This window comes from Rhizobium sp. 01N447_2, assembly GCF_056399245.1.
On the sequence record NZ_JBFTQY010000039.1, the window covers coordinates 1 to 22,792 of the forward strand.

At 61.5% G+C, this 22,792-nt stretch carries 25 protein-coding genes; 14 read left to right on the top strand and 11 right to left on the bottom strand.

The genetic code is table 11. The features are described 5' to 3' along the window. Positions 1-202 precede the first annotated feature (202 nt). A complete protein-coding gene (locus AC1ECN_RS23345) occupies positions 203-1,084 on the top strand; it encodes a 3-hydroxybutyryl-CoA dehydrogenase (RefSeq protein WP_018069239.1) in 882 nt (293 codons plus the stop codon). 53 nt (positions 1,085-1,137) lie between these two features. Here the strand turns inward: AC1ECN_RS23345 and tlpA are convergent, their stop codons facing one another. Next, positions 1,138-1,800, bottom strand: coding sequence for a thiol:disulfide interchange protein TlpA (gene tlpA, locus AC1ECN_RS23350; RefSeq protein WP_024323352.1), 663 nt, complete (start codon positions 1,798-1,800; stop codon positions 1,138-1,140). A gap of 40 nt (positions 1,801-1,840) precedes the next feature. Between tlpA and argH the strand changes: the two genes are divergently transcribed. From argH to AC1ECN_RS23370, 4 genes are all read left to right on the top strand, one after another. Further along, positions 1,841-3,244 carry an argininosuccinate lyase gene (gene argH / locus AC1ECN_RS23355; protein ID WP_018069241.1) on the top strand — a complete coding sequence of 468 codons (1,404 nt, stop codon included), beginning with the start codon at positions 1,841-1,843 and terminating at the stop codon, positions 3,242-3,244. A gap of 133 nt (positions 3,245-3,377) precedes the next feature. Then, positions 3,378-3,590: an LPS translocon maturation chaperone LptM gene (lptM, locus tag AC1ECN_RS23360; RefSeq protein WP_018069242.1), complete on the top strand. Its 213-nt coding sequence runs from the start codon at positions 3,378-3,380 to the stop codon at positions 3,588-3,590. Between the two features lie 11 nt (positions 3,591-3,601). Continuing rightward, the gene (lysA, locus tag AC1ECN_RS23365) at positions 3,602-4,870 is read left to right on the top strand and encodes a diaminopimelate decarboxylase (protein ID WP_018069243.1); all 1,269 of its coding nucleotides are present in this window, start codon (positions 3,602-3,604) and stop codon (positions 4,868-4,870) included. 165 nt (positions 4,871-5,035) lie between these two features. Further along, positions 5,036-7,690, top strand: a complete 2,655-nt coding sequence (locus AC1ECN_RS23370) for a TIGR02302 family protein (RefSeq protein WP_130673169.1) — start codon at positions 5,036-5,038, stop codon at positions 7,688-7,690. Between the two features lie 145 nt (positions 7,691-7,835). Here the strand turns inward: AC1ECN_RS23370 and AC1ECN_RS23375 are convergent, their stop codons facing one another. From AC1ECN_RS23375 to AC1ECN_RS23385, 3 genes are all read right to left on the bottom strand, one after another. After that, the gene (locus AC1ECN_RS23375; RefSeq protein WP_003543311.1) at positions 7,836-8,195 is read right to left on the bottom strand and encodes a response regulator; all 360 of its coding nucleotides are present in this window, start codon (positions 8,193-8,195) and stop codon (positions 7,836-7,838) included. A gap of 154 nt (positions 8,196-8,349) precedes the next feature. After that, on the bottom strand, positions 8,350-8,892 hold the full coding sequence (gene hpt / locus AC1ECN_RS23380; RefSeq protein WP_003543314.1) for a hypoxanthine phosphoribosyltransferase: 543 nt from the start codon (positions 8,890-8,892) through the stop codon (positions 8,350-8,352). A gap of 134 nt (positions 8,893-9,026) precedes the next feature. Then, on the bottom strand, positions 9,027-9,680 hold the full coding sequence (locus tag AC1ECN_RS23385; protein ID WP_130673564.1) for a hypothetical protein: 654 nt from the start codon (positions 9,678-9,680) through the stop codon (positions 9,027-9,029). A 205-nt stretch (positions 9,681-9,885) separates the two neighbouring features. Between AC1ECN_RS23385 and ftsE the strand changes: the two genes are divergently transcribed. The 4 genes from ftsE to AC1ECN_RS23405 all read left to right on the top strand — a co-directional run bounded on the left by ftsE (position 9,886) and on the right by AC1ECN_RS23405 (position 13,320). Beyond that, positions 9,886-10,545, top strand: a complete 660-nt coding sequence (gene ftsE / locus AC1ECN_RS23390) for a cell division ATP-binding protein FtsE (RefSeq protein ID WP_003543317.1) — start codon at positions 9,886-9,888, stop codon at positions 10,543-10,545. Continuing rightward, positions 10,538-11,551: a cell division protein FtsX gene (locus tag AC1ECN_RS23395; protein WP_075225923.1), complete on the top strand. Its 1,014-nt coding sequence runs from the start codon at positions 10,538-10,540 to the stop codon at positions 11,549-11,551. The genes ftsE and AC1ECN_RS23395 overlap by 8 nt, the downstream gene beginning before the upstream one ends. A gap of 73 nt (positions 11,552-11,624) precedes the next feature. Continuing rightward, positions 11,625-12,335 carry a YdcF family protein gene (locus tag AC1ECN_RS23400; protein ID WP_130673170.1) on the top strand — a complete coding sequence of 237 codons (711 nt, stop codon included), beginning with the start codon at positions 11,625-11,627 and terminating at the stop codon, positions 12,333-12,335. A 187-nt stretch (positions 12,336-12,522) separates the two neighbouring features. Next, positions 12,523-13,320, top strand: a complete 798-nt coding sequence (locus AC1ECN_RS23405; protein WP_075225922.1) for a lysophospholipid acyltransferase family protein — start codon at positions 12,523-12,525, stop codon at positions 13,318-13,320. Positions 13,321-13,322: 2 nt separating this feature from the next. On the opposite strand, the gene AC1ECN_RS23410 is transcribed toward AC1ECN_RS23405, so the two are convergent. Next, the gene (locus tag AC1ECN_RS23410) at positions 13,323-13,853 is read right to left on the bottom strand and encodes a gamma-glutamylcyclotransferase (RefSeq protein WP_075225921.1); all 531 of its coding nucleotides are present in this window, start codon (positions 13,851-13,853) and stop codon (positions 13,323-13,325) included. Positions 13,854-13,904: 51 nt separating this feature from the next. On the opposite strand from AC1ECN_RS23410, the gene AC1ECN_RS23415 reads away from it, so the two are divergent. Beyond that, positions 13,905-14,921: a DUF2125 domain-containing protein gene (locus AC1ECN_RS23415; RefSeq protein ID WP_018069251.1), complete on the top strand. Its 1,017-nt coding sequence runs from the start codon at positions 13,905-13,907 to the stop codon at positions 14,919-14,921. A gap of 103 nt (positions 14,922-15,024) precedes the next feature. Here the strand turns inward: AC1ECN_RS23415 and AC1ECN_RS23420 are convergent, their stop codons facing one another. The 4 genes from AC1ECN_RS23420 to AC1ECN_RS23435 form a co-directional block, all read right to left on the bottom strand. Then, the gene (locus tag AC1ECN_RS23420) at positions 15,025-15,444 is read right to left on the bottom strand and encodes a GNAT family N-acetyltransferase (protein WP_130673171.1); all 420 of its coding nucleotides are present in this window, start codon (positions 15,442-15,444) and stop codon (positions 15,025-15,027) included. 8 nt (positions 15,445-15,452) lie between these two features. After that, the gene (locus AC1ECN_RS23425) at positions 15,453-16,376 is read right to left on the bottom strand and encodes a prephenate/arogenate dehydrogenase family protein (RefSeq protein WP_075225919.1); all 924 of its coding nucleotides are present in this window, start codon (positions 16,374-16,376) and stop codon (positions 15,453-15,455) included. Then, positions 16,373-17,470, bottom strand: a complete 1,098-nt coding sequence (hisC, locus tag AC1ECN_RS23430; protein ID WP_018069254.1) for a histidinol-phosphate transaminase — start codon at positions 17,468-17,470, stop codon at positions 16,373-16,375. The genes AC1ECN_RS23425 and hisC overlap by 4 nt, the downstream gene beginning before the upstream one ends. Before the next feature lie 223 nt (positions 17,471-17,693). Next, positions 17,694-18,485, bottom strand: a complete 792-nt coding sequence (locus AC1ECN_RS23435) for a class I SAM-dependent methyltransferase (RefSeq protein ID WP_477954224.1) — start codon at positions 18,483-18,485, stop codon at positions 17,694-17,696. Positions 18,486-18,538: 53 nt separating this feature from the next. Here AC1ECN_RS23435 and gloB point away from each other — a divergent pair, with 53 nt between their 5' ends. Both gloB and AC1ECN_RS23445 read left to right on the top strand, forming a co-directional pair. Beyond that, positions 18,539-19,309, top strand: coding sequence for a hydroxyacylglutathione hydrolase (gene gloB / locus AC1ECN_RS23440; protein ID WP_075225917.1), 771 nt, complete (start codon positions 18,539-18,541; stop codon positions 19,307-19,309). Continuing rightward, positions 19,309-19,737 (top strand): cupin domain-containing protein, encoded by a 429-nt coding sequence (locus AC1ECN_RS23445; protein WP_075225916.1) that lies wholly within the window; start codon positions 19,309-19,311, stop codon positions 19,735-19,737. Before gloB ends, AC1ECN_RS23445 begins: the two co-directional genes overlap by 1 nt. Before the next feature lie 59 nt (positions 19,738-19,796). On the opposite strand, the gene yddG is transcribed toward AC1ECN_RS23445, so the two are convergent. Continuing rightward, positions 19,797-20,687, bottom strand: a complete 891-nt coding sequence (gene yddG / locus AC1ECN_RS23450) for an aromatic amino acid exporter YddG (RefSeq protein ID WP_075225915.1) — start codon at positions 20,685-20,687, stop codon at positions 19,797-19,799. Positions 20,688-20,717: 30 nt separating this feature from the next. Further along, positions 20,718-21,500 carry a DUF3108 domain-containing protein gene (locus AC1ECN_RS23455; RefSeq protein ID WP_075225914.1) on the bottom strand — a complete coding sequence of 261 codons (783 nt, stop codon included), beginning with the start codon at positions 21,498-21,500 and terminating at the stop codon, positions 20,718-20,720. Between the two features lie 243 nt (positions 21,501-21,743). Between AC1ECN_RS23455 and rpmB the strand changes: the two genes are divergently transcribed. Beyond that, positions 21,744-22,040: a 50S ribosomal protein L28 gene (rpmB, locus tag AC1ECN_RS23460; RefSeq protein WP_003543341.1), complete on the top strand. Its 297-nt coding sequence runs from the start codon at positions 21,744-21,746 to the stop codon at positions 22,038-22,040. Between the two features lie 112 nt (positions 22,041-22,152). Then, positions 22,153-22,788 (top strand): VUT family protein, encoded by a 636-nt coding sequence (locus AC1ECN_RS23465; protein WP_017962311.1) that lies wholly within the window; start codon positions 22,153-22,155, stop codon positions 22,786-22,788. Positions 22,789-22,792: the final 4 nt, after the last annotated feature.

Here is a 22,792-nt window from a genome sequence, read left to right on the forward strand (position 1 = left end):
GGATTGGTCGCCGATCTCTTCGAGGCCCTGCCGGAATTGGAAAAGGCGCTCTGACCGCGTCAAATGCTTTTCTTTCGCACTTGCGAATGACTGGAAAATTATCTTTTATCGGGCTACTACTGCTGCCGGGCGATCCTTCGTCCGGCAGTATTGCTAGAAAAATGCGGCGGCGCGGGGGCGAATGCCGTGCGGGGGTTTGGAGATGAATGCGGTGTTGAAGAATATTGGTATTATCGGTGCCGGCCAGATGGGCTGCGGCATCGCGCATGTTTCGGCCGCCGCAGGTTACAGGGTTCACATCTACGATCTCTCCCAGGACCGCATCGAATCCGGCCTTGCCACCATCAATGGCAACCTGGCCCGCCTGGTGACGAACGGCAAGATGACCGAAGAGGAACGCAAGTCGACCTTGTCGCTCATCACTGGCTCTTCCGATGTCAATGATCTCGCCCCGTCTGATCTCGTCATCGAGGCCGCCACCGAGGATGAAACAGTCAAGCGGAAGATTTACGCGCAGGTCTGTCCGGTCCTGAAGCCGGAAGCGCTGCTTGCCACCAATACCTCTTCCCTTTCCATCACCCGGCTTGCTGCCGCCACCGACCGCCCCGAACGCTTCATGGGCATACATTTCATGAACCCGGTGCCGGTGATGAAGCTGGTCGAATTGGTGCGCGGCATCGCGACCGACGAGAAGACCTTCTCCGCCGCCAAGGAATTCGTCGGCACGCTGGAAAAGACCATCACCGTCGCCGAGGATTTCCCGGCCTTCATCGTCAACCGCATCCTGCTGCCGATGATCAACGAAGCGATCTACACGCTCTATGAAGGCGTCGGTACGGTCGACGCCATCGATACGGCGATGAAGCTCGGCGCCAACCATCCAATGGGGCCGCTGCAGCTTGCCGATTTCATCGGCCTCGACACCTGCCTCTCGATCATGCAGGTGCTGCATGACGGCCTGGCGGACTCGAAATATCGCCCCTGCCCGCTGCTGGTGAAATATGTCGAAGCCGGCTGGCTCGGACGCAAGTCCGGCCGCGGTTTCTATGACTATCGCGGCGAAGTGCCGGTCCCGACGCGTTAAACGCTGCTGCTCGAAGCACCGTCCTTAGCACAAGAGAGTAACCGGTCGCGGCTCTACGACCCGATCGCACCCTTGATCAGCGCCTTGGCATCCTCGCTGTCCCAGGCAGCCGGGCCGTTCATCGCTGAAATCAGGCAGCCCTTGTCGTCGATCAACAGCGTCACCGGCAGCCCCATGGCGAGGCCCTCTTTCTTCAGATTGTTGAACACCGAAATCGTATTGTCGCGGTAGAGCTGCAGCGCATCGACGCCGATCTCGGTGAGGAACGTCTTCGGCTTCTCGTCGTCGCCGGTATCGATATTGACCGGCACCACCTGGAACCTGTCGCTGCCCATCTCCTTCTCGAGCGCGTTCAGCGCCGGCATCTCCTCGCGGCAGGGAACGCACCATGTCGCCCAGAGATTGAGAAGCACGGTCTTGCCGGCGAAATGATCGAGCGTCAGCGGTTTGCCGTCCGGCCCGTTGAAGGAGACTGCGGTCAGCTTGCGCGGCTCGTAGGCGGCGACCATGGCGGCCACCTGCCCCTTCATCAGCGGTGTGACGCTGGCGACGCGATCCTTGGCAAGCTTGCATTCGCCAGAAGCCGTTTCGCCGCCGCCATTGCCAATCCCCGTCTCCTTCACGTATACCGCTGCCGCACCGGCAACGACACCCGCAACGGCGGCCATCGCAATCCATTTCAGGGATGGCAGCCCGAGGGGTTTTCTTGTCGTCATTTCATTCTCCTGGACATGCATCCTCAAGGCGGACACCTTCATGGCCGACGACACCACGGACACCAAATCCTCCAACCAGATGTGGGGCGGTCGCTTCGCCTCCGGCCCGGACGCGATCATGGAGGAGATAAATGCCTCGATCGGTTTCGACAAGAAGCTATTCGCGCAGGATATCCGCGGTTCGATCGCCCATGCGACGATGCTTGCCCATCAGGGGATCATTTCCGCCGAAGATAAGGACAAGATCGTTCACGGGCTAAACACGATCCTGTCAGAAATCGAAAGCGGCAATTTCGAATTCTCGCGCCAGCTCGAAGACATCCATATGAATGTCGAGGCACGCCTGGCGACGCTGATCGGACCGGCCGCCGGCCGTCTTCACACCGCCCGGTCGCGCAACGATCAGGTGGCGCTCGACTTCCGTCTCTGGGTGAAGGAAGAGCTGCAGAAGACCGAGCAGATGTTGACCCGCCTGATCGCGGCCTTCCTCGACCGCGCCGAGGAACATGCCGAAAGCGTCATGCCGGGCTTCACCCACCTGCAGACTGCCCAGCCCGTTACCTTCGGCCATCACTGCATGGCCTATGTCGAAATGTTCGGCCGCGATCGCTCGCGTGTGCGCCACGCCATCGAGCATCTGGATGAAAGCCCGATCGGCGCCGCCGCCCTTGCCGGCACCGGCTACCCGATCGACCGCCATATGACGGCCAAGGCGCTCGGTTTCCGCGAGCCGACCCGCAACTCCATCGATACGGTCTCCGACCGCGATTTCGCCATCGAATTTCTGTCGATCGCAGCGATTGCGGGCATGCACCTGTCGCGTCTGGCAGAAGAAATCGTCATCTGGTCGACCCCGCAATTCGGTTTTGTGCGTCTCTCCGACGCCTTCTCGACCGGCTCGTCGATCATGCCGCAGAAGAAGAACCCGGATGCCGCCGAACTGGTGCGCGCCAAGACCGGCCGCATCAACGGCTCGCTGGTGGCGCTGCTGACGATCATGAAGGGCCTGCCGCTTGCCTATTCCAAGGACATGCAGGAAGACAAGGAACAGGTCTTCGACGCAGCCGAGAGCCTGGAACTGGCAATTGCTGCCATGACCGGCATGGTGCGCGACATGACTGTCAACACCGCGCGCATGAAGGCGGCGGCCGGCTCCGGCTATTCGACCGCGACCGATCTTGCCGACTGGCTGGTGCGCGAAGCCGGCCTCCCCTTCCGCGACGCCCATCACGTCACCGGCCGCGCGGTCGCACTGGCCGAAAGCAAGGGCTGCGACCTTGCCGAGCTGCCGCTCTCCGATCTACAGGCGATCCATCCCGACATCACCGACAAGGTCTATGATGTGCTGACCGTCGAGGCCTCGGTCGCCAGCCGCAAGAGCTTCGGCGGCACAGCGCCGTCCGAAGTGCGCAAGCAGATCGCCTTCTGGCGCGCCCGCAACTAAGAGATACCAGGCGTGGCGAAAAGCCGCCCGCGCCCTTCCTGCTGGCGGAAAGACCGTCCAACAATCAGGGTGCACAAGGCGGATAAACTTCGCTATGAAGATGTCCGTCATTCGATATGAATGATGCCGTCACATGCCGCAGAAGAGGATATCCATGAAGAGCTTGCCGCACCTCGTCCGCCTGACGGCGGTTCTCGCCGTCATCGGCTTTGCCGTTGCCGGATGCGGGCGCAAGGGCGACCTCGATCCGCCGAGCGCTGCGGCAACCAAGGAAGGCGACGTTTCCAAGCCGACGAAACAGCCGGGAACCGTCGACAAGCCCTTCCTTCTCGATCCCCTTCTTTAAGGCACAAGCCCGTGAACCATTTCGAGTACCGAGACGGCGTCCTTCATGCCGAGAACGTCCCCGTTCCCGAGATCGCCAAGGCGGTCGGCACACCTTTCTACGTCTATTCCACTGCAACGCTGGAGCGCCATTACCGCGTCTTTTCGGAAGCCTTCGCCGACATGGACTCCATGGTCTGCTATGCGATGAAGGCGAATTCGAACCAGGCAGTGCTGAAGACGCTGGGTCGCCTCGGCGCCGGCATCGACGTGGTCTCTGAAGGCGAACTGCGCCGCGCGCTTGCTGCCGACATTCCGGCAAACCGCATCATGTTCTCAGGTGTCGGCAAGACGCCGTCCGAGATGGATTTCGCCCTTGAGGCCGGCATCTACTGCTTCAACGTCGAATCCGAGCCTGAGCTCGAAATCCTCAACCAGCGCGCTGTGAGCGCGGGCAAAAAAGCGCCGGTCTCCTTCCGCATCAACCCGGATGTCGATGCAAAGACGCATTCCAAGATCTCGACCGGCAAGAAGGAAAACAAATTCGGCATCTCATGGGAGCGCGCCCGCGCCATCTATGCCCATGCCGCAAAGTTACCCGGCATCGAGGTCACCGGCATCGACATGCATATCGGCAGCCAGATCACCGAACTGCAGCCCTTCGACGACGCCTTCAAGCTGTTGCATGACCTTGTCGCGACGCTCCGCGCCGACGGCCACACCATCCATCACGTCGATATCGGCGGAGGCCTCGGCATTCCCTACAAGGACGACAACAATCCGCCGCCGCTGCCAGACGCCTATGCGGCAATCGTCAAGAACCAGCTGCGCGGCCTGGACTGCAAGATCATCACCGAACCCGGCCGCCTGATCGTCGGCAATGCCGGCATCCTGGTGACAGAAGTCCTCTATGTGAAGGATGGCGGCGAAAAGACCTTCGTCATCGTCGACGGCGCGATGAACGATCTCATCCGTCCGACGCTCTACGAGGCCTATCACGAGATTCGCCCGGTAACGATTTCGGCGGCCAACGCGCCGCGCATCCGCGCCGATGTCGTTGGCCCCGTCTGCGAGACCGGCGACTATCTGGCGCTCGACCGCGAGATGGCGATGCCGAAGCCCGGCGACCTGATGGCCGTCAGCACTGCCGGCGCCTATGGCGCGGTCCAGGCCGGCACTTATAACAGCCGCCTGCTGGTGCCCGAAGTTCTGGTCAGGGGCAGCGATTTCCATACGATTCGACCGCGCAGAACCTATGCCGAGCTGATCAGCCTCGATTCCGTTCCGGCCTGGCTCGACTGAACAAGCCATCACTTTTTGGCGAATAAACGTGAAAAGCCGGTATTACCGGCCGCTCGCCCTCGCCTTCGCCACAAAGAGTGTTATCCTTTCGTTCATGAGCGTATTGCCCCGCAATCGCCGGAAGCGCCCTCTGTTCCAGAACGCCAGATCGCGGAGACCGGACCGATGACAAGCCCCTCGAGGCAGAAGAAGGGTGCATTTGCCTTCCGTCCCTCGCTTGCCCGGCTGGTGACGACGAAACGCCTGCTGGCGCGCATCGTGCTCTTTTTCGAGCAGTTGCTGCCGCCTTTGATGCCGGTACTGTCCGTCATCGCCTTTTATCTCTCCGCCTCCTGGTTCGGCCTCTTCCGCAGCGTGCCTGACTGGCTGCGCATCCTGCTGCTCATCGCCTTTGCTGCCGCTTTTCTCGTCTCGCTCCTCCCCTTCCGCACCCTGCGTTGGCCGAGGATCGCCGAAGCCGACCGCATGCTGGAAGAGCGCAACGGCCTGCCGCACCAGCCGGTCACCGTCCAGGAAGACGAGCCGGCCTTCGATACGCCCTTCGGCCGGGCGCTCTGGCGCGAGCACCAGATGCGCATGGCTGAAAAGATCGCAGCGCTCGATGCGGGACTGCCGCGGCCTGATATCGCCGCGCATGATCGTTTCGCCCTGCGCGCCGTCCCGGCGCTGCTGCTCGTCACGGCCTTCGGTTATTCGCTGTCGATCAACGGCGGCTCGATCCGCGACGCATTGCAGGCGGCGCCCGAGCAGGTGGTCAGCGATCCGGCAGTGCGCATCGACGCCTGGGTGACGCCGCCTTCTTATACCGGTCGCGCCCCGGTTTATCTGACGGCTGACGGCAGCGAGCAGGCGCCGATCGGCATTCCGCAGTTTTCAAGCCTCACCGTGCGCGTCAGCGGCGGAAAGACGGCCGAAAAGGTCGTGTTCCGCAAGGCGAACGGCGAGGCGCAGGATATCGCCGTGCAGGCAGATACCAAGCCGCAGCAGACGGCGGCATCAGGCAGCGAGCAGCAGACGGCGGCACCGACCAGCCAGGCTCTCATCGCGCAGACGCATATGATGAAGCTCCAGGAGAACGGTGCACTCGAGGTCAACGGCCGCCGCTGGAGCTTCGACGTACTCCCCGACAAGGCGCCAGAGATTGCCTTCGACGGCTTGCCGAAGCCCAGCGTCAACGGCGCGCTTGAAATCGCCTTCACCGTCAAGGACGATTACGGGGTCCAGGAGGCGCATGCGGAGATTGTTCCCGTCGAAACCGATCCGACGGCAACGCCGCTCTATCCACTGCCGGAATATCGGCTGGATATTCCCCGCCGCAACGCCCGCGACGCCAAGGCTGTAACCAGCCGCAACCTGACCGAACATCCGCTTGCCGGCAAACGTGTGCGCATCACGCTCGTCGCCAAGGATGCCGCCGGCCAGACCGGCCGCAGCCCGCCGCATGAGATGACGCTACCGTCACGCCCCTTCAACGAACCGCTCGCCGCAGCCGTCGCCGAGGAACGGCAGGTTTTCGCGCTCGATACGCGCAAGATGCCGCAGGCCATCGCCCTGAACGAGGCGCTGACCATCCGCCCCGAGGAGACCATCCCGAAGCTCACCAACTACCTGCTCTTGGAATCCGCCTTGACGCGTATGAAGCTTGCAAGGGGCGAGGATGCGCTGAAGGATACGGCCCAATATCTGTGGGAGATTGCCCTCGGCATGGAGGACGGCGATCTTTCGCTGGCCGAGCGCAAGCTGCGCGAGGCCCAGCAGAACCTCGCCGACGCGTTGGACCGCAACGCCCCGGACGCAGAGATCAAGAAGCTGATGGACGAGCTGCGCAAGGCGATGCAGGACTATATGACCGAGCTCGCCCAACGCATGCAGAACGCGCCAATGCAGCCGAACCAGAACGCGCAGAACATTCTGCGCCAGCAGGATCTGGAACGGATGATGGATCAGATCGAAAATCTCGCCCGCTCCGGCAATCGTGACGCGGCCCAGCAGATGCTGTCGGAATTGCAGCGGATGATGAACAACCTGCAGGCCGGCCGCCCGCAGCGCAGCCAGCAGAGCCAGGAAAACAGCGAGGCCCGCAAGCAGATCGACAAGCTCGGCGAGATCCTGCGCGACCAGCAAAAGCTGATGGAGCAGACCTTCCGGCTCGACCAGCAGCTCAGGGACCGCATGCAGCGCGGCGAGCCCGACATGGGCGAGAACGATCCACTGCTCGACGAGATGAACCCCGGAGAGAACGGCGAGCCGCAGGATCAGCAACAGGGCCAGCAAGGCAAGGATGGACAGCAGCCCTCCGACCAGATGACGGCCGAGCAGCTGCGTGAGGCGCTGAAACAGCTGCGCGCCCAGCAGGATGCGCTGGGCAAGCAGCTCGGCGAATTGCAGAAGAGCCTCGGCGAGATGGGAATGAAACCCGGCCCGGGCTTTGGGCAGGCGCAGCGCGAAATGGAAGGCGCCGGCCGTGAACTCGGCCAGGGCCGCGGCCAACCGGCCGTCGAGGGTCAGGGCCGCGCGTTGGAAGCGCTTCGCCAGGGCGCCCGCGACATGATGAACCAGATGATGCAGGCGCAGCAGGGCCAGCAGGGTCAAGGTCCGAATGGCCAGGTAGGCCAAGGCGACCAGAACGGCCGCGACCCGCTCGGCCGGCCGCGCCGGCCCCAGGGGCCGGATTTCGGCGACAACAGCGTGAAGGTGCCTGACGAAATCGACGTTCAGCGGGCACGAGAAATCCTCGACGCGATTCGCGAAAAGCTTGGCAACAATCCGCCGCAGGAAATGGAACGGCGGTATCTCGAACGGTTGTTGGACATCCAGTAGGCCTTACGCCTCCGCGCAATGATAGGACGCGCACTGGAAAGGATGATTCTAGACCGGAGCGGCCTAGAATCTGAACCTGATCTAAATCAGAGAAATAGAGCGGGATGTCGACCGAGAAGCGCTGATACTTTTCGGCATCCAGGCTCTAAGCGACAAGCGCCCGGGCGACCGCCTTGCGGATATCGGGAAGCGCGAATGGCTTGGCGACGACGTCGATAATCTTCTCGGCAAGATCGTCGGCCCGTTCGCGTTGTTCGGCATAGCCGGTCATCAGCAGGATTTTCAAGCCAGGAAAAGCGTCTTTTGCCTGATGGGCGAGTTCAATGCCGTCCATCACGGGCATGCGGATGTCTGAAAGCAGCAGATCGTAGACCCCGTCCTTGAGCTTCTCCAGCCCCTCAGCCCCATCGGCGGCCTCATCGGTCTCGTGGCCATCGAGCCGCAGGGCCCGGGCTACGAAGGACCGCAGGGAGTCCTCGTCTTCCGTAATCAGAATTCTTGCCATATGTGCATCGCTCCGTCGTCAGCCCCGCGACGGAAATCACCAGACTTTCCTTTTCGATCGGTAAAGATGGTGAAGCGATGGACGAGATGGTTAACAACCCGTCTCGAACGGCTAAGGCATGTCGCGCAAAAGCGCTGTAACACTTTGCAGCGGCTCAGGCGTCCCCGGTGACCACGCCGACGAAGGGCAGTTCGCGAAAGGCATAGGCGACATCCATGCCGTAGCCGACGACAAAATAGTCGGGGCATTCGAAGCCGACATAATCAGCCTCCAGCTTTTCCTTACGCTTGACGCGCTTGTCGAGCAGCACGGCGATCGTGACGTTGCGCGCGCCACGCTCGAAGAGCAGTTCCTTGGCAAAGAGCAGCGTTCGGCCGGATTCGAGGATATCGTCAATCAGCAGGACGTCGCGGCCATGCACGTCGCTGTCGATATCCTTGACGATGCGTACGCCCTGCGAAACCGTGCCGATGCCGTAGCTCGACAGAGTGATGAACTCGACCTCCGGGGCAAGCCCGCTATCATGCAGGGCGCGGATCAGGTCGGCGGCGAAAATGAAGGAGCCCTTGAGCACGGCGATGACCAGCAGGTCCTTGGTCGGGCCACTGGCAATCTCCCGCGCCATCGAATGATTGCGCTCGGCGATCTGCTCGGCGGTGAAAAGCGGCTCGATGTTTTTTCCGCGCACGACAGGCATAAGGGCTTGCTCCATGAAAAGAAGGGTAAGCCGTTAGCACATATGCGAGCCTGAAACAGCCTCGCCGACCATGAAATTAACGGGATTGGCGCGACCTGTGGCGGGAAAGTCGACCATTCCATGTCCTGTTACGTCTATGGCAGGAAGGAAAGCCGGACCTCCGGCATCTTTCCGCCGGCATGCTGTACGCGAGCCGAGAAGCCCCGGCTTTGGCCGCCATAGATGACATCGGCCGGCGGGTCGATGACGATGCTTGCAGTCAGCCGCTCGTCGGTCACGAGATCGGCACGGATCGGATGCACCGTCTGCGTCGTGCCGCTCTCGTTTTCGATGATGCCGTTGATAACGAGCACGCGCATGCCGTTTGCATCACGCGGCGTCACCGTGACGTGGGTGAAATGCAGCGGCGCTCCGGAAGTGGCGCGCTCGCCGGAAAGGCCGGAAAAACCACCCGCGAGCCCGAAGACGAGCACGACGAGCGCCAGCACCAGCGCTGCGAAGCTCCGCATCGACGCGCGCTGCAGCCAGGATTCCGCTGTCCGCAGAACGGAAGCGGCCATCGCTGGCATGAGCGGCGGCTGTGCAGCCCGTGCGGCAGCTATGCGCTTGCGGTTGTCGTTATGGGTCCTTGCGCTGAATTCCCTGGGCCGCACTTTGCCGAGGGTAACGAATTCAGCGTCGGAGATATCGGCAGGGCGCGCCGAGCGGTACAGACGGTTGGCGGGCTCCGGCGGCAGGAAATCATAGGCCTGGCCCGGCGTCCGGCGACTGAAGGAGGATGCTTCCATGGTGGCTGCCTCGCAGATGTCCACATGGTTTCGTTGCCAGGAGAAATCTGGCATTGAAACGAATCCTGCTCAGTCGTAAATTTTAATGGTTAATGCTTCGCAAAGATCGCCATCAAACGGGCGTCTTTCCAGCAAAATTTACCGGCTGTTAACGGTGTTGGTTAACAAGTCGTGCGGTGAAACCCACAACAGACTGAGCTGCCCGTTGATCCACTTTGAGAATGTCGGTTTGCGCTATGGCATGGGCCCGGAAATCCTCCGGGACCTGACCTTCGACATCCCGAAGAAATCCTTTCAGTTTCTGACAGGCCCATCGGGCGCCGGCAAGACGTCGCTGCTGCGGATGCTTTTCATGTCGCTGCAGCCGACACGCGGCCTGATCCGCATGTTCGGGCGCGACATTTCCGAAATCCCCCGCCCCGAACTGCCGCTTCTGCGCCGCCGCGTCGGCATCGTCTTCCAGGATTTCCGCCTGCTCGACCATCTCACCACCTATGAGAATGTCGCTTTGCCCTTACGGGTGCGCGGCAAGGATGAGAGCTCCTACAAGACCGACGTCCTGGAACTGTTGAAATGGGTCGGCCTTGGCGAACGCATCAACGTGCTGCCGCCTGTGCTCTCCGGCGGCGAGAAGCAGCGCGCCGCAATCGCCCGGGCGCTGATGGACCGGCCGGAAGTGCTGCTGGCCGACGAACCCACGGGCAATGTCGACCCGCCGATGGCCAAACGCCTGCTCAATCTTTTCCTCGAGCTGAACCGCCTCGGCACGGCGGTCGTGATCGCCACGCATGACCTGGCGCTGATGGAACAGGTGGAAGCCCGCCGCATGATCCTCTCAGAGGGGCATCTCGATATTTATGACTGAGCCCCCGTCCAGAAACCCCGAGAAGGCGGCTGCCAAGATCCAGCAGAAGCGGCCGGAATTGCGCGTGCGTCCGACCGCGCCGATCCTGCCGCCTTCCAACATCCAGGGCAGTGCGTTGATGGTGGTGATATCAATCATGGCCTTTCTCGCCTGCCTGACGCTCGGCGGCGTCAGCATGGTGCGCTCGACGGCGGCAAGCTGGGAGAGCCAGATCTCCCGCGAGATCACCATTCAGATCAAGCCGGACGACAATCTCGACATGGAAAAAGCGCTGACCCAGGCGCGCGACCTGGCGCTGACCTTCGTCGGCACCAAGAGCGGCCAGATCGTCGACGAAGCGGCAACCGCTCGCCTGCTCGAACCTTGGCTCGGCCCCGGTCTCGATCTCAAGGATCTGCCTGTTCCCCGCCTCGTCATCATCACCATCGACGAAAGCAATCCGCCGGATTTCGATTCGATGCGGGCGCTGCTGAAGGACAGTATCCCGCAGGCCAGCCTCGACGATCACCGCACCTGGGTCGACCGGCTGGTGTCCATGGCGCACACGACTGTCATGATCGGCACCGGCATCCTGCTCCTGGTTTTCACGGCGATGGTGCTCACCGTCGTCTTCGCCACGCGCGGCGCGCTGTCGGGCAACCGTCACGTCGTCGAAGTGCTGCATTTCGTCGGCGCCGAAAGCTCCTTCGTCGCCAGCGAATTCCAGAAGCATTTCCTGAAGATCAGCCTCAAGGGCTCGGCGATCGGCAGCGCGCTTGCCGCTCTCTTCTTCGCCACCGCCGGTTTCTGGCAAAGCCGCACCCTCGCCACCCCGGAAACCGATCAGGCGACCGCGCTCTTCGGCACCTTCTCCGTCGGCGTGCTTGGTTATGCCGGCATCTTCGCGACGATGATCATCATCGCGCTCCTCACCACCTTCACCGCGCGGCTGACCGTCATGCGGACGATCTACGAAATCGATACACTACGCTCGGACCCGACGCGCACCGACGGCATCGGAAGTTGATCGTGACCGTGCCGTTTTGCCATGAAAGCGTCTGTTCTGCGCCGCAATCAGCGTATAATCACGATTCATGACCATGGGAGATACGACACCCAACCCGCTTCATCAGGACCCGGAGCTTGATCGCCCGGTGGGTCTGCCGCCGCGGCGCGGGCCGATCCGCCGCCTGCTGCGCTGGGGCGGCTTTGGCTGCCTGCTGGTAATCGCCCTGGTGTTCGGCGGTTTTCTGCGTTTTGCCGATTCGGTGACGACACTCAGACCGCCAGCCGAGCCGAAGGCAGATGCGATCGTGGTCCTGACGGGTGGCTACCAGCGCATCGACCAGGCCGTGGAGCTGTTGCAGAAGGGTGCTGGCAAACGTTTGCTCATTTCCGGCGTCCACCCGACGACGACGCCGGCACAGATCCGCAAAATGACGCAGGGTTCGGCCGATCTGTTCTCCTGCTGTGTCGATATCGGCTACGATGCGATCGACACGATCGGCAATGCCGAGGAAGCTTCGAACTGGATCCACGCCAAGGGATACCGGAGCGTTCTGATCGTCACCAACAATTACCACATGCCCCGAAGCCTCGCCGAACTCTCCTATGTCGATCCCGACATCGAGTTCATCGCTTATCCCGTGGTCAATTCGGATTTGAAGAGCAGCAACTGGTTCACCGACCCGAATGCGATGCGCGTCATGCTTGCCGAATATGCGAAAGTGCTGCTGGCCGGCGCCCGCAACATCACCGGCTTCGGCCGCCACACCGGGCTGCGCTCGGCAAATGCGTCCGGCCAGCAATAAAGCCGCACGTCGGATAGGACGCGCTACGGACGCTCTATCTTCTTGTTTTGCGCAATTCCGGACGCAAAACCGCTGCGCACTTTTGCTGGAATTGCTCCAGGCTTTTACATCAAGGCAGCATCAAACGCTTTTTATGACGGGCAATATCGTGTAGGCCGGTCGCGTGAGCATGCCTCGGGAAAGTTTCATGATCGCCCTGCGTTCCGTTCTCTTCAACACGATCTTCTATGCCAACCTGATCATCCGGATGATCGTGCTCTCGCCCTACTATTTCGTCGTGCCGCGCAAGATCGCCTATGCGATCCCGAAGAACTGGGCGCGCTCCAACCACTGGCTGATGCGAGTGATCGTCGGCACTACCTTCGAGATCGAGGGCCTGGAGAACCTGCCTGATGGCAGTTACATCCTGGCGCCGAAGCATCAGTCTTTCTGGGATACCTACGCGCTGCTGCCCTGGTTGGAGGATCCGGTCTACATCCTGAAGCGCGAACTGATGTGGATTCCGCTCTTCGGCTGGTATGCGAAGAAGCAGCGCATGATCCCGGTCGATCGCGGCGCCCGCGGCAAGGTGATGGTGGAAGTGCTGAAACGCACGAAGGAGGAGCTTTCGACCGGCCGCCAGCTCATCATCTATCCCGAGGGCACCCGCCGCCCGCCGGGTGCGGAACCGGTCTATAAATACGGCATCGCCCGCATGTACCGCGACCTTAACCTCCCCGTCGTACCGGTCGCCATGCATCCCGGTCTGTTCTGGCCGCGGCGGAGCATTCGTCGTTATCCCGGTCATTTCAAAGTGAGAATCCTGCCGCCAATCATGCCGGGAATGGATCCGGACGCCTTTTTCGCCCATCTGATCGAGGTATCGGAGCGGGCAAGCGACGAGCTTCTGCTCGAAACCGTCGAACGAAATCCGCATCTGCCGCTGCCGCCGACGGCGGTCGAAAGACTGGTCGAGCTGCGCAAGCTGAACGCGGCAACTGCCTGAGATCAGGCGGCGCGTAGCCGCTCCACTTCGTTGACGACCTGCTCCAGCCAATGGTCGCGAATGCCCATCTGCTTCAGATGCGTCAGCGTGTTGAAGACATAGGCATCATTCGGACCTGACTGGCCTTTTGCGTCGTTCACCACCCGTGCCGCCGCAAGCGCATCGAGCGCGCCGGCATATTGTTCATGCTCGCGGTCGATGATGTAGGCGACCGCTTCCACCCGGCGCCGGCCGGCAAGCTGCAGCCGCACCCGGCGCTCCAGATACACATTGGTGACCAGTTCGCGGGCGCGGAGATAATCGATCACCTCTTTCCATTTTTCAGGCGAAATGCGGAAAGCCATGCCGCGGCAGGCGCCACCCCTGTCGAGGCCGAGAACCAGGCCCGGATTGTCGCGTGTGCCACGATGGACAAAGGAGCGGACACAAAGCGAACGCCTGTAGCCGTAGACCAGAGCCTCTGACCGCTCCATAAACTCGAAGCCCGGATTCCACATCAGCGAACCGTAGCCAAATACCCAAAATTCGTCCATATCGCACGCCAGACCGGGAATCACATTTGCGATTCACCATTGGAGAACATCATGGCAGCGTCAAGCCGATCCGGCAGCAGCCAATCCGGCAGCGGTAAGAAATTCTGGTTGCTGGGTGGAGGTATCCTCCTGGTGATCGCGCTTTATACCGGCGGCTGGTTCTATGCGGCGTCGGCATTGAAGACCACGGTGCTGAAGGCGATCGCGCCACGCGACCAGGCAGGCGTCAGCGGCGAATGCTCCGATATCGAATTCCGCGGCTATCCCTTCCGTATCGGCCTGTTCTGCTCCAAGATCGACGTCGACGACAATGTCAACGGCGTCTCCGCCACCTTCGGCGCGCTACGCTCGGCAGCACAGGTCTATGCACCCGGCAATATTGTCTGGGAACTCGATTCGCCGGCCGAAATCCGCACCACCAACGGCCTGTCGATCTCGGCCCAATGGACGAACCTGCAGGCGAGTCTTGCGACCAGGCTGCAGGGCATCGACCGCAGCTCGACCGTCATCGAGGGTCTGAAGGCGATGGCCGTCTCCTCCTACACCGGCCAGACCATCAGCTTCGATGCCGCCCGCACCGAAATCCATCTGCGCCAGAACGGCGCCGATCTCGATGGCGCGATCTCCGTGCAGGATGCGAATACGGCGATCAAGGACTGGCCGCAGATCTTTCCAAAAATGTCTGCCAGCATCGATCTGACCATCGCCGGCAAGGCCGGCCTGATCGACGGCAGTGATCCGAACGGCCTCAATGGCGCCACCGGTGAACTGCGCCGCATCGTCGCCGACATCGGCGACGGCAAGGTGATGACGCTGACTGGCCCCTTCTCCTTTGACGAACAGGGTCTGCTCTCGGGAAAGTTCAAGCTGGAGATCGAACAGCTCGGCCCCTGGGGCGACAGCCTGAAACAGGCCTTTCCGGATATCGCCTCGACCGTCAACACGGCGACAAAGCTGCTGAAGTCGCTTGCCGGTGGCGGCGACAAGGTCTCGGTTGATCTCGTCGTCGATCGTGGCAATGCCACCGTCAGCGGTTTCATTCCGCTCGGCCGGATTCCGCCGATCTGATGCATCTCGCCCAAAAGTGTCCAGTGGTTTTGGGCAACGGGATGCATACGAAGTAGAAAAGGCCTGAAGCGCGTCGGATGATTCCGGCTCGACGCGAGGCGCTTCAGGCGATTCGCTTGATGAAGAAGACTTCCGGCACCGATTGCAGGCCGGGCAACTCGATCGCGCCGCTTTCGGAAAATCCGTTGCGGCGATGCCAGTCTTGAGGCCGGCTTTCATCGCATTCGCTCGACGTCATCAACAGGCGGGCGCAGTCGCTGCGCATGGCTTCTTCCCAGGCGAGAAACAGCGCCGTTCCAACGCCCAACCGGCGATGGCCGGGCAGAACGCGGATCATTTCCATATAGGGAACCCTGCCCCAGAAGCGGGAGAAACGCAGGAAGCCGACAATCTCATCGGCCTCCTTGGCAACCAGATATTCGCCGAGCGCCACGCAGCGCGATACCCACGCCGCACCGGCGCTGGCATCCGCGCGCACCAGCCAGTCGATATCTGCTTGGCCGGCGCGTATCGCCACTACCATCGCGGCGGCTACTTCTTGTCCAGCGCGTGGCGGCCGAAATCCGGCGCGTCGACATCCTGGCCGGCCTGGACGATCGAACGGCGGATGGCGCGTGTGCGGGTGAAGAGTTCGAAAATTTTGTCGCCCTCGCCCCAGCGGATGGCGCGCTGCAGATAGGCGAGGTCCTCCGAGAAGCGCGCCAGCATTTCGAGGATCGCATCGCGGTTGTGCAGGCAGACATCACGCCACATGGTCGGGTCGGAGGCGGCGAGGCGGGTGAAATCACGAAAGCCAGAGGCGGAATATTTGATGACTTCCGACTCCGTCACCGTCTCCAGATCGTCGGCGGTGCCGACGATATTGTAAGCGATGATATGCGGCAGGTGCGAGACGATCGCGAGCACCTTGTCGTGATGTTCGGCATCCATTTCGTCGACCTTCGAGCCCAGCGCTTCCCAGAAGCTGCGCAGCCGCTTCAACGCTGTCTCATCGGTATCCGCGACCGGCGTGAAGATGCACCAACGGCCTTCGAAGAGGCCGGGGAAGCCGGCATCCGGGCCGGATTTCTCAGTACCGGCCAGGGGATGGCCGGGGATGAAATGCACATCGGCGGGCATATGCGGCAGCATCTGCGCAATGACCGAGGCCTTGGTGGAGCCGACATCGGTGACAATAGCCCCGGGCTTCAGGCTTCCCGAAATCTCCTTCGCCACACTTTCCGAAGCGCCGACCGGCACCGAGACGATCACCAGATCGGCATCCTTGACGGCATCCTGCGAAGACGTCGTGTAGCGGTCGCCGAGACCGAGTTCTTCCGCACGCTTCAGCGTATCGGGGCTGCGCGTGGCGACGACGATCTCCCTTGCAAGACCAAGCCGTCTGATGTCGTAGGCAAGCGAAGAGCCGATCAGGCCGATGCCGATCAGCGCAATCCGATCGAACTGCACGCTCATGCCTGATGTCCCATGAATTCGGTGAGCGCAGCAATCACGCCGCGGTTGGCCTCTTCGGGGCCGATGCTCATGCGCAGCGCATTGGCGAAACCATAGCCGCGCACGGCGCGCAGGATGTAGCCGCGGCTCGTCAGCAAATCGTCGGCATCCGCGGCGCGCTTGCCGTCGATCTCCGGGAAATGGATGAGGACGAAATTGGCGACGGACGGCGTCACCTTCAGCCCGATCGCTTCGAGCGCCTGGGTGAGCCTCTCGACCCACATCTGGTTGAAGGAGACGGCCTGCTGGATGAAGACTTGGTCGCGGATGGCAGCGGCAGCGGCGGCGATTGCCGGCGCGTTCAAGTTGAACGGCGCGCGCACGCGGTTCAACGCGTCGACGATCTCGGCCGGCGCATACATCCAGCCGACGCGCAACGCCGCAAGACCATAAGCCTTCGAGAAGGTGCGGGTCATCACCACGTTGGCATGGGAGGAGACGATCTCGATGCCGGCTTCATAATCGTTGCGGCGCACATATTCGGCATAGGCGGCATCGAGCACGAGGACGACATGTTTCGGCAGTCCGGCCTGCAGACGGCGGATCTCGCTGACGGAAACATAGGTGCCTGTGGGATTGCCGGGATTGGCGATGAAGACGATTTTCGTCTTCTCCGTCACCGCGGCAAGGATCGCATCGACATCGACGGTATAGTCCTTCTCCTTGACGACCACAGGCGTGGCGCCAGCGCCGAGGATCTGGATCTTGTAGACGAGGAAGCCGTGCTCGGTGATGATGCCCTCGTCACCGGCGCCGAGATAGACATGGCAGAGCAGGCCGAGCAGTTCGTCGGAACCGTTGCCGCAGAGGATGTTTGCCGGATTGAGACCGTGCACGGCGGCGATTGCCTCGCGCAGTTCGATCGCCTGCCCGTCAGGATAACGCCCCAGATTGTCGGCAACCGCCTTGAAGGCCTCGATTGCCTTCGGGCTGGCGCCGAGCGGCGTTTCGTTGGACGAAAGCTTGTAGACGCGGGCAACACCCGGCGCATGTTCCTTGCCCGGCACATAGGCTGCGATATCGAGAATACCGGGACGCGGAACAGGCTTGCTCATCTCAACGCTCATGGGTTCGACCTTGGAATTGCCGGAAATCCGGGCTGAAAAACACCAAGTGGCATTAAAGCGGAATGCGATTGTTGTCGAGAGCTATGGGCGTGACACAAGCAGTTGGAGAACGCTGGGCGCGACGTTACCTCCTGCATAATTCCTTAAATCGGAATCGATTTAGGGATAAGATTATGCCGCACTCAAAGTGTTACAGCGTCCTTTGCGCGTCTTAAAAGACGCGCGGCGCTGTCGTGCGTGTGGTCGGCACGCCATGCGGTGCGAGAACCGGCACGAAGACGCGGCGGGAGGCCCGCGCCGCAACCGGCAGCCCCTGATAGAGCCGCTTCTGCGCTTCGACGATGATGACGCCCGAGAAGGCCGGCCATAGCGTTCGGCCGATCCGCTCGAAGGCGCGGCGAAGCCGCAGGATGGTCCTGAGCTTCGAGGGCGGGAAGAACAGCGCTTCAGCCGTCGCGCCCGGCGTGAAATTCGTCTCGCGCAGCAGATTTGTCAGCTGACCGCGGGAATAGGGCCGGCCCGAACCGAAGGGCGTATGCTCCATGCGTGCCCAGACGCCGCGCCGGTTCGGCACGACGATGACCAGCCGTCCGCCCGGCGCCAGCACCCGCCAGAGTTCCTTCAGAGTCTCACGCGGGCTTTCGGCAAATTCCAGCGAATGCACCATCAGCACCCGGTCGATCGAGGAATCCGGCAGCGGCAGTTCCTCGTCGAAAATCAGCGCCGTCGTCGAAAGCGAGCCCATCGGCCAATTCACCGCGCCCTGCCCGGCCGGCATGAAGGCGAAGGTGCGCTCGGTATCGGCCTGGAAGCGATCAAGGAAAGGCACGGCATATCCGAGACCGACCAGACGCTCCTGCGGCAGCCRCACCCAGAGCGAGGACAGCGCCATGGCGATCGACTGCTCGGCAAGACGTCCGAGCTCGGAATGATAGAACTGGCGTAAGTCGACGATATCGGCGTGCATTGCGACAAATGTTATCAGCGGGCGGTTGGACTTCAAGGCCGGAACCTCTACATTTCCGCAAGACTCCTGGGATAAGGGATTATTGAACGATGAAACCTTTGGAATTAGACGTTTTTCTCTGCCGCACCGACAATTTCGGCGTTCTCGTGCACGATCAGGAGACAGGCTTTACCGCGGCGATCGATGCGCCGGAGGAGGCGCCGATCCTGGAAGCGGCGACACGTCGCGGCTGGAAAATCACCCATATCTTCACCACGCATCATCACACCGATCATGTCACCGCCAACCTGGCGCTGAAGGAGCAATTCGGCTGCGAGGTCATCGGCCCGATCAACGAGGCCGTCGCCATTCCCGGCCTCGATCGGACGATGGCCGATGGCGACAGCTTCCTTTTCGGCGATCACACCGTCAACGTCATCGAGACACCCGGCCACACCGCCGGCCACATCTGCTATCACTTTGCCGATGACAAGCTGCTGTTTGCCGCCGACACGCTGTTTGCGCTCGGCTGCGGCCGGCTGTTCGAACGCCCCGCCGCCGATATGTGGCATTCCCTGCAGAAACTCGCCGTGTTGCCCGATGAGACCGCCGTCTATTTCGGCCATGAATACACATTGTCCAATGCCCGCTTCGCACTGACCGTCGATCCGGACAATGAGCGACTGAAGAGCCGTGCCGCCGAGATCGAAGCCTTGCGCGCCGACGGCAAATTCACCATCCCGACGACATTGGGGCTGGAAAAGGAAACCAACCCGTTCCTGCGCGCCGCCGATCCGGCGATCCGCCGCAATCTGCTGATGGAAGGCAAGACCAACGAGGAAGTCTTTGCCGAGATCCGCAAGCGCAAGGACAATTTCTGATGTCGCCCGAGGACATCATCCGCGAACTCGGCATGCAGCCGCATCCCGAAGGTGGCTGGTACGTGCAGACATTCCGCGATGCGGCGGGCGGGGAACGCGGCCACTCGACAGCGATCTATTATCTGCTGACCAGGGGACAGCGTTCGCACTGGCATCGCGTCCATGACGCGGCGGAGGTCTGGCATTATTACGCCGGCGCGCCGCTCTCGCTGCATCGGTCGGAAGACGGAACTGCAAGCGAGACCTTGACGCTCGGAACGAACCTGTTCGCCGGCGAGCGGCCGCAGGCGATCATTCCCGCCAATTGGTGGCAATCGGCCGAAACCCTTGGCGATTTCACCCTGGTCGGCTGCACCGTCTCGCCCGGCTTCGAATTTTCGAGCTTCGAGATGGCGCCGCTCGATTGGAAGCCCGGCGCTAGAGCATGATGCCGAAAAGTGTGAGCGGTTTTCGGACGACATCATGCTCTGACATCCTGTTCTAAGACCTACTCTGCTGTCGCGGACTGCACCGGAATTTTGCGGCGGAACATGTCCTGAGCGGCGAGCACCGCCCCGCCGGTGACGAGCACACAGGCGAGAGCAATGCGCCAGCTCGGCTCGGCAAATCCGAACAGCACCAGAATCAGTGTCGATAGCAGTGGTGCTGCGTAACTTGCCGCGCCGAGGATCTGGATATCGCCGTTCTTGACGCCGTAATCCCAGGCGTAGAAGGCAGCCCCAACCGGGAAGAGCCCGAGTCCGGCGACGGCGACCCACTCGAAACTCGTTGCAGGCCAGACGGTCGTCTCCAGGCCGAGATGGCAGAAGAACGACAGGATGGAGGTCGCAAGGCAGAAGCCAGTGACGACATCCGTGGAGACGGCGTCGAAACGCCGCGTCAGTAGCGAATAGCCGGACCATGTGAAGGCGCAGAGAACAGCAGCACCGTAACCGATGGCATAGGCGCCGTCGAAATCGATGCCGTTGCGGCCGACGATCAGGAAGGTGCCGCAAAGTCCGGCAAGCGCACCCGCCACATGATACCAGCGCAGCCGTTCGCCCGGCAGCAGCGCCGAACCGACGACGATCAACAGCGGCCAGAGATAGGCGACCAGCCCCGCCTCCACCGCCGGCGCGTTCCGGAGCGCGGTAAAATAGAGGAAGTGATAACCGAACAGCCCTGAAATACCTGTTATCCAGACCTTGGCCGGCTGCTTCAGCAGCGCCAGTCGCGCGGGATTGAGGGTAAGCACCACGAGGCCGGGAATGCTACCGATCGCAAAGCAGACGGCCGAAAGCTGGAACGGCGGCATCTTGCCGGAGGCGGCCGTGAACAACGCCAGGAACGACCACATCAGAATGGCCGTAAAACCAATCAACGTCGCGCGAAGCTTCACCTGTCCCCTTTCACGGAGACAGAAGCCCCGTCAGCTGTTGCTGCCGTATTTGACGGCAGTGATCGTCACCATTCCATATTCGGTTGGAATGCGCACATAGACAGGAGCGTATACATTTGCCGCGTCCGACTTGGCAAACCAGATTTCCATGCGGTCGCTCTTGCTGAGATAGTCGATATCCTTGCGGCCCTTTTTGTAGCCCGAGCGCGGCACGAAGCGCACGCTGCAGACGGTTGCCTTGCCCTTGAACCCATTGGTGGAAAAATCCTCGTCGCCCTTCGGCGAGAGCACAAGATCCATGCGCGTCTCGCCGTCGAAGATCGGCAGCGTCTGCGAGCAGACCTTGGTATCGCCGGTAAAGACCAGGCCGGAGATCGGATCGAGCACCGAGCGCATGTCGCGCGGCGTGACGTCGATCCAGTTCTTCGGACGCTTCGGCATCGGTGTGGTCGTCGCCGAGATGATGTTGCCGTTGCGGTAGCTGACCTCGTAGATGCGGGCCTTCTTCTTGCCGCTCTTGTAGTAGAGCGAATATTTCTGCGCCTGCAATCTGTCATTGCGCACGACGCCTGAAACGCTGGTCTTCGCCGAAATCGTCGTGACGAGATCGGCAAGACCGGCGGAGTTGATGTCGCCCGCGATCTTGTAACTGTGATCGTCTTCGATCTGCGTCAGGAACGCGGCGCGCGCGATCGGCAGGCCGGCGAGCGCCACCCGGTATTCCGTCCGATGCTGGATTTCGGCCGCCGATGCCGGTATGGCAAGAAGCGCGGCGATGGCCGAAATGAAAATCCGTCTGCCCGAATGAGCCATGGAAAAAAGCCTTGTCTTGCTGCGCGCTGGCAGGCCCTTGCTGAGCGCTGTATACTCCTGCCGCGAAGGGAAGAAAACAGCAGCTTTTTGACAGAATTGCGGGAAAGGCCAAGGTTTGGCTTGACGCGAGCAGCCTGTCTGACTATAGAACCGCAACTTTCCAATCATGCCCGTTGGATTGCGCGCCTGGCTTTGCCGGGAGTGGCAATTCGATGGCCCGAGAAAAACAAGAATAGGTGTTCCATGTCCCGCGTGTGCGAATTGACCGGCAAGGCCGTCCTGACTGGTAACAATGTCAGCCATGCCAACAACAAGACCAAGCGCCGGTTCCTGCCGAACCTGTGCCAGGTTACGCTGATTTCCGACGCTCTCAACCAGCGTTACCGTCTTCGCGTTTCGGCTGCCGCTCTTCGCACTGTCGAGCATCGTGGCGGCCTCGATGCCTTCCTGCTGAAGGCCAGCGAAAACGAACTGTCGATGCGCGCGCGTCTGCTGCGCCGTCAGATCGCCAAGAAGACCGCTGAAGCCGCTGCTGCGTAAGCTTCTGCCCTTCTTTCATACGGCTTCAAAAGGCTTGAACGGATAATACCGGACAAGCCTTTTGCTTTGTCGGTTTGCTCCTCCAACTGGTGGCATCACCCAGGATAAAAAAATGCTGAAGACCCGCTATACCATTGCCTATGTCGCGCTGATGACGCTCGTCGTCGTCGCCTCCAACTTCCTCGTCCAGTTTCCGCTGAACGCCGAAGTCGCCGGCATCAACCTCGCCGACATCCTGACCTGGGGCGCCTTCTCCTATCCGATCGCTTTTCTGATCACCGATCTGACCAACCGTCAGTTCGGCCCGCAGGCAGCCCGCAAGGTCGTGTTTGCTGGCTTCGTCGTCGGCGTGACGCTCTCCTTCTTCACCTCGGTGCCGCGCATCGCCATCGCCTCCGGCTCGGCCTATCTCGCCGGCCAGCTGCTCGATATCGCCGTGTTCAACCGCCTTCGCCGCCAAGCCTGGTGGCGCGCGCCGCTGGTCGGTTCGCTGATCGGCTCGGCGCTCGATACGGTGATGTTCTTCTCGTTGTCCTTCGCCGCGTTTTTCGTCTTCCTCGGCCCCAACGATCCCTTTGCGCTCGAAGCAGCCCCCGTCCTCGGCGTCTTCGCCACGGAGGCTCCGCGCTGGATTTCCTGGGCGATCGGCGATTTCGCCGTGAAGATGATCGTCGGCCTCGTCATGCTGCTGCCCTATGGCGCGCTGATGAACGTGCTGCGGCCGATGCAGGCCGCTCGCGCCAGCTAATTTA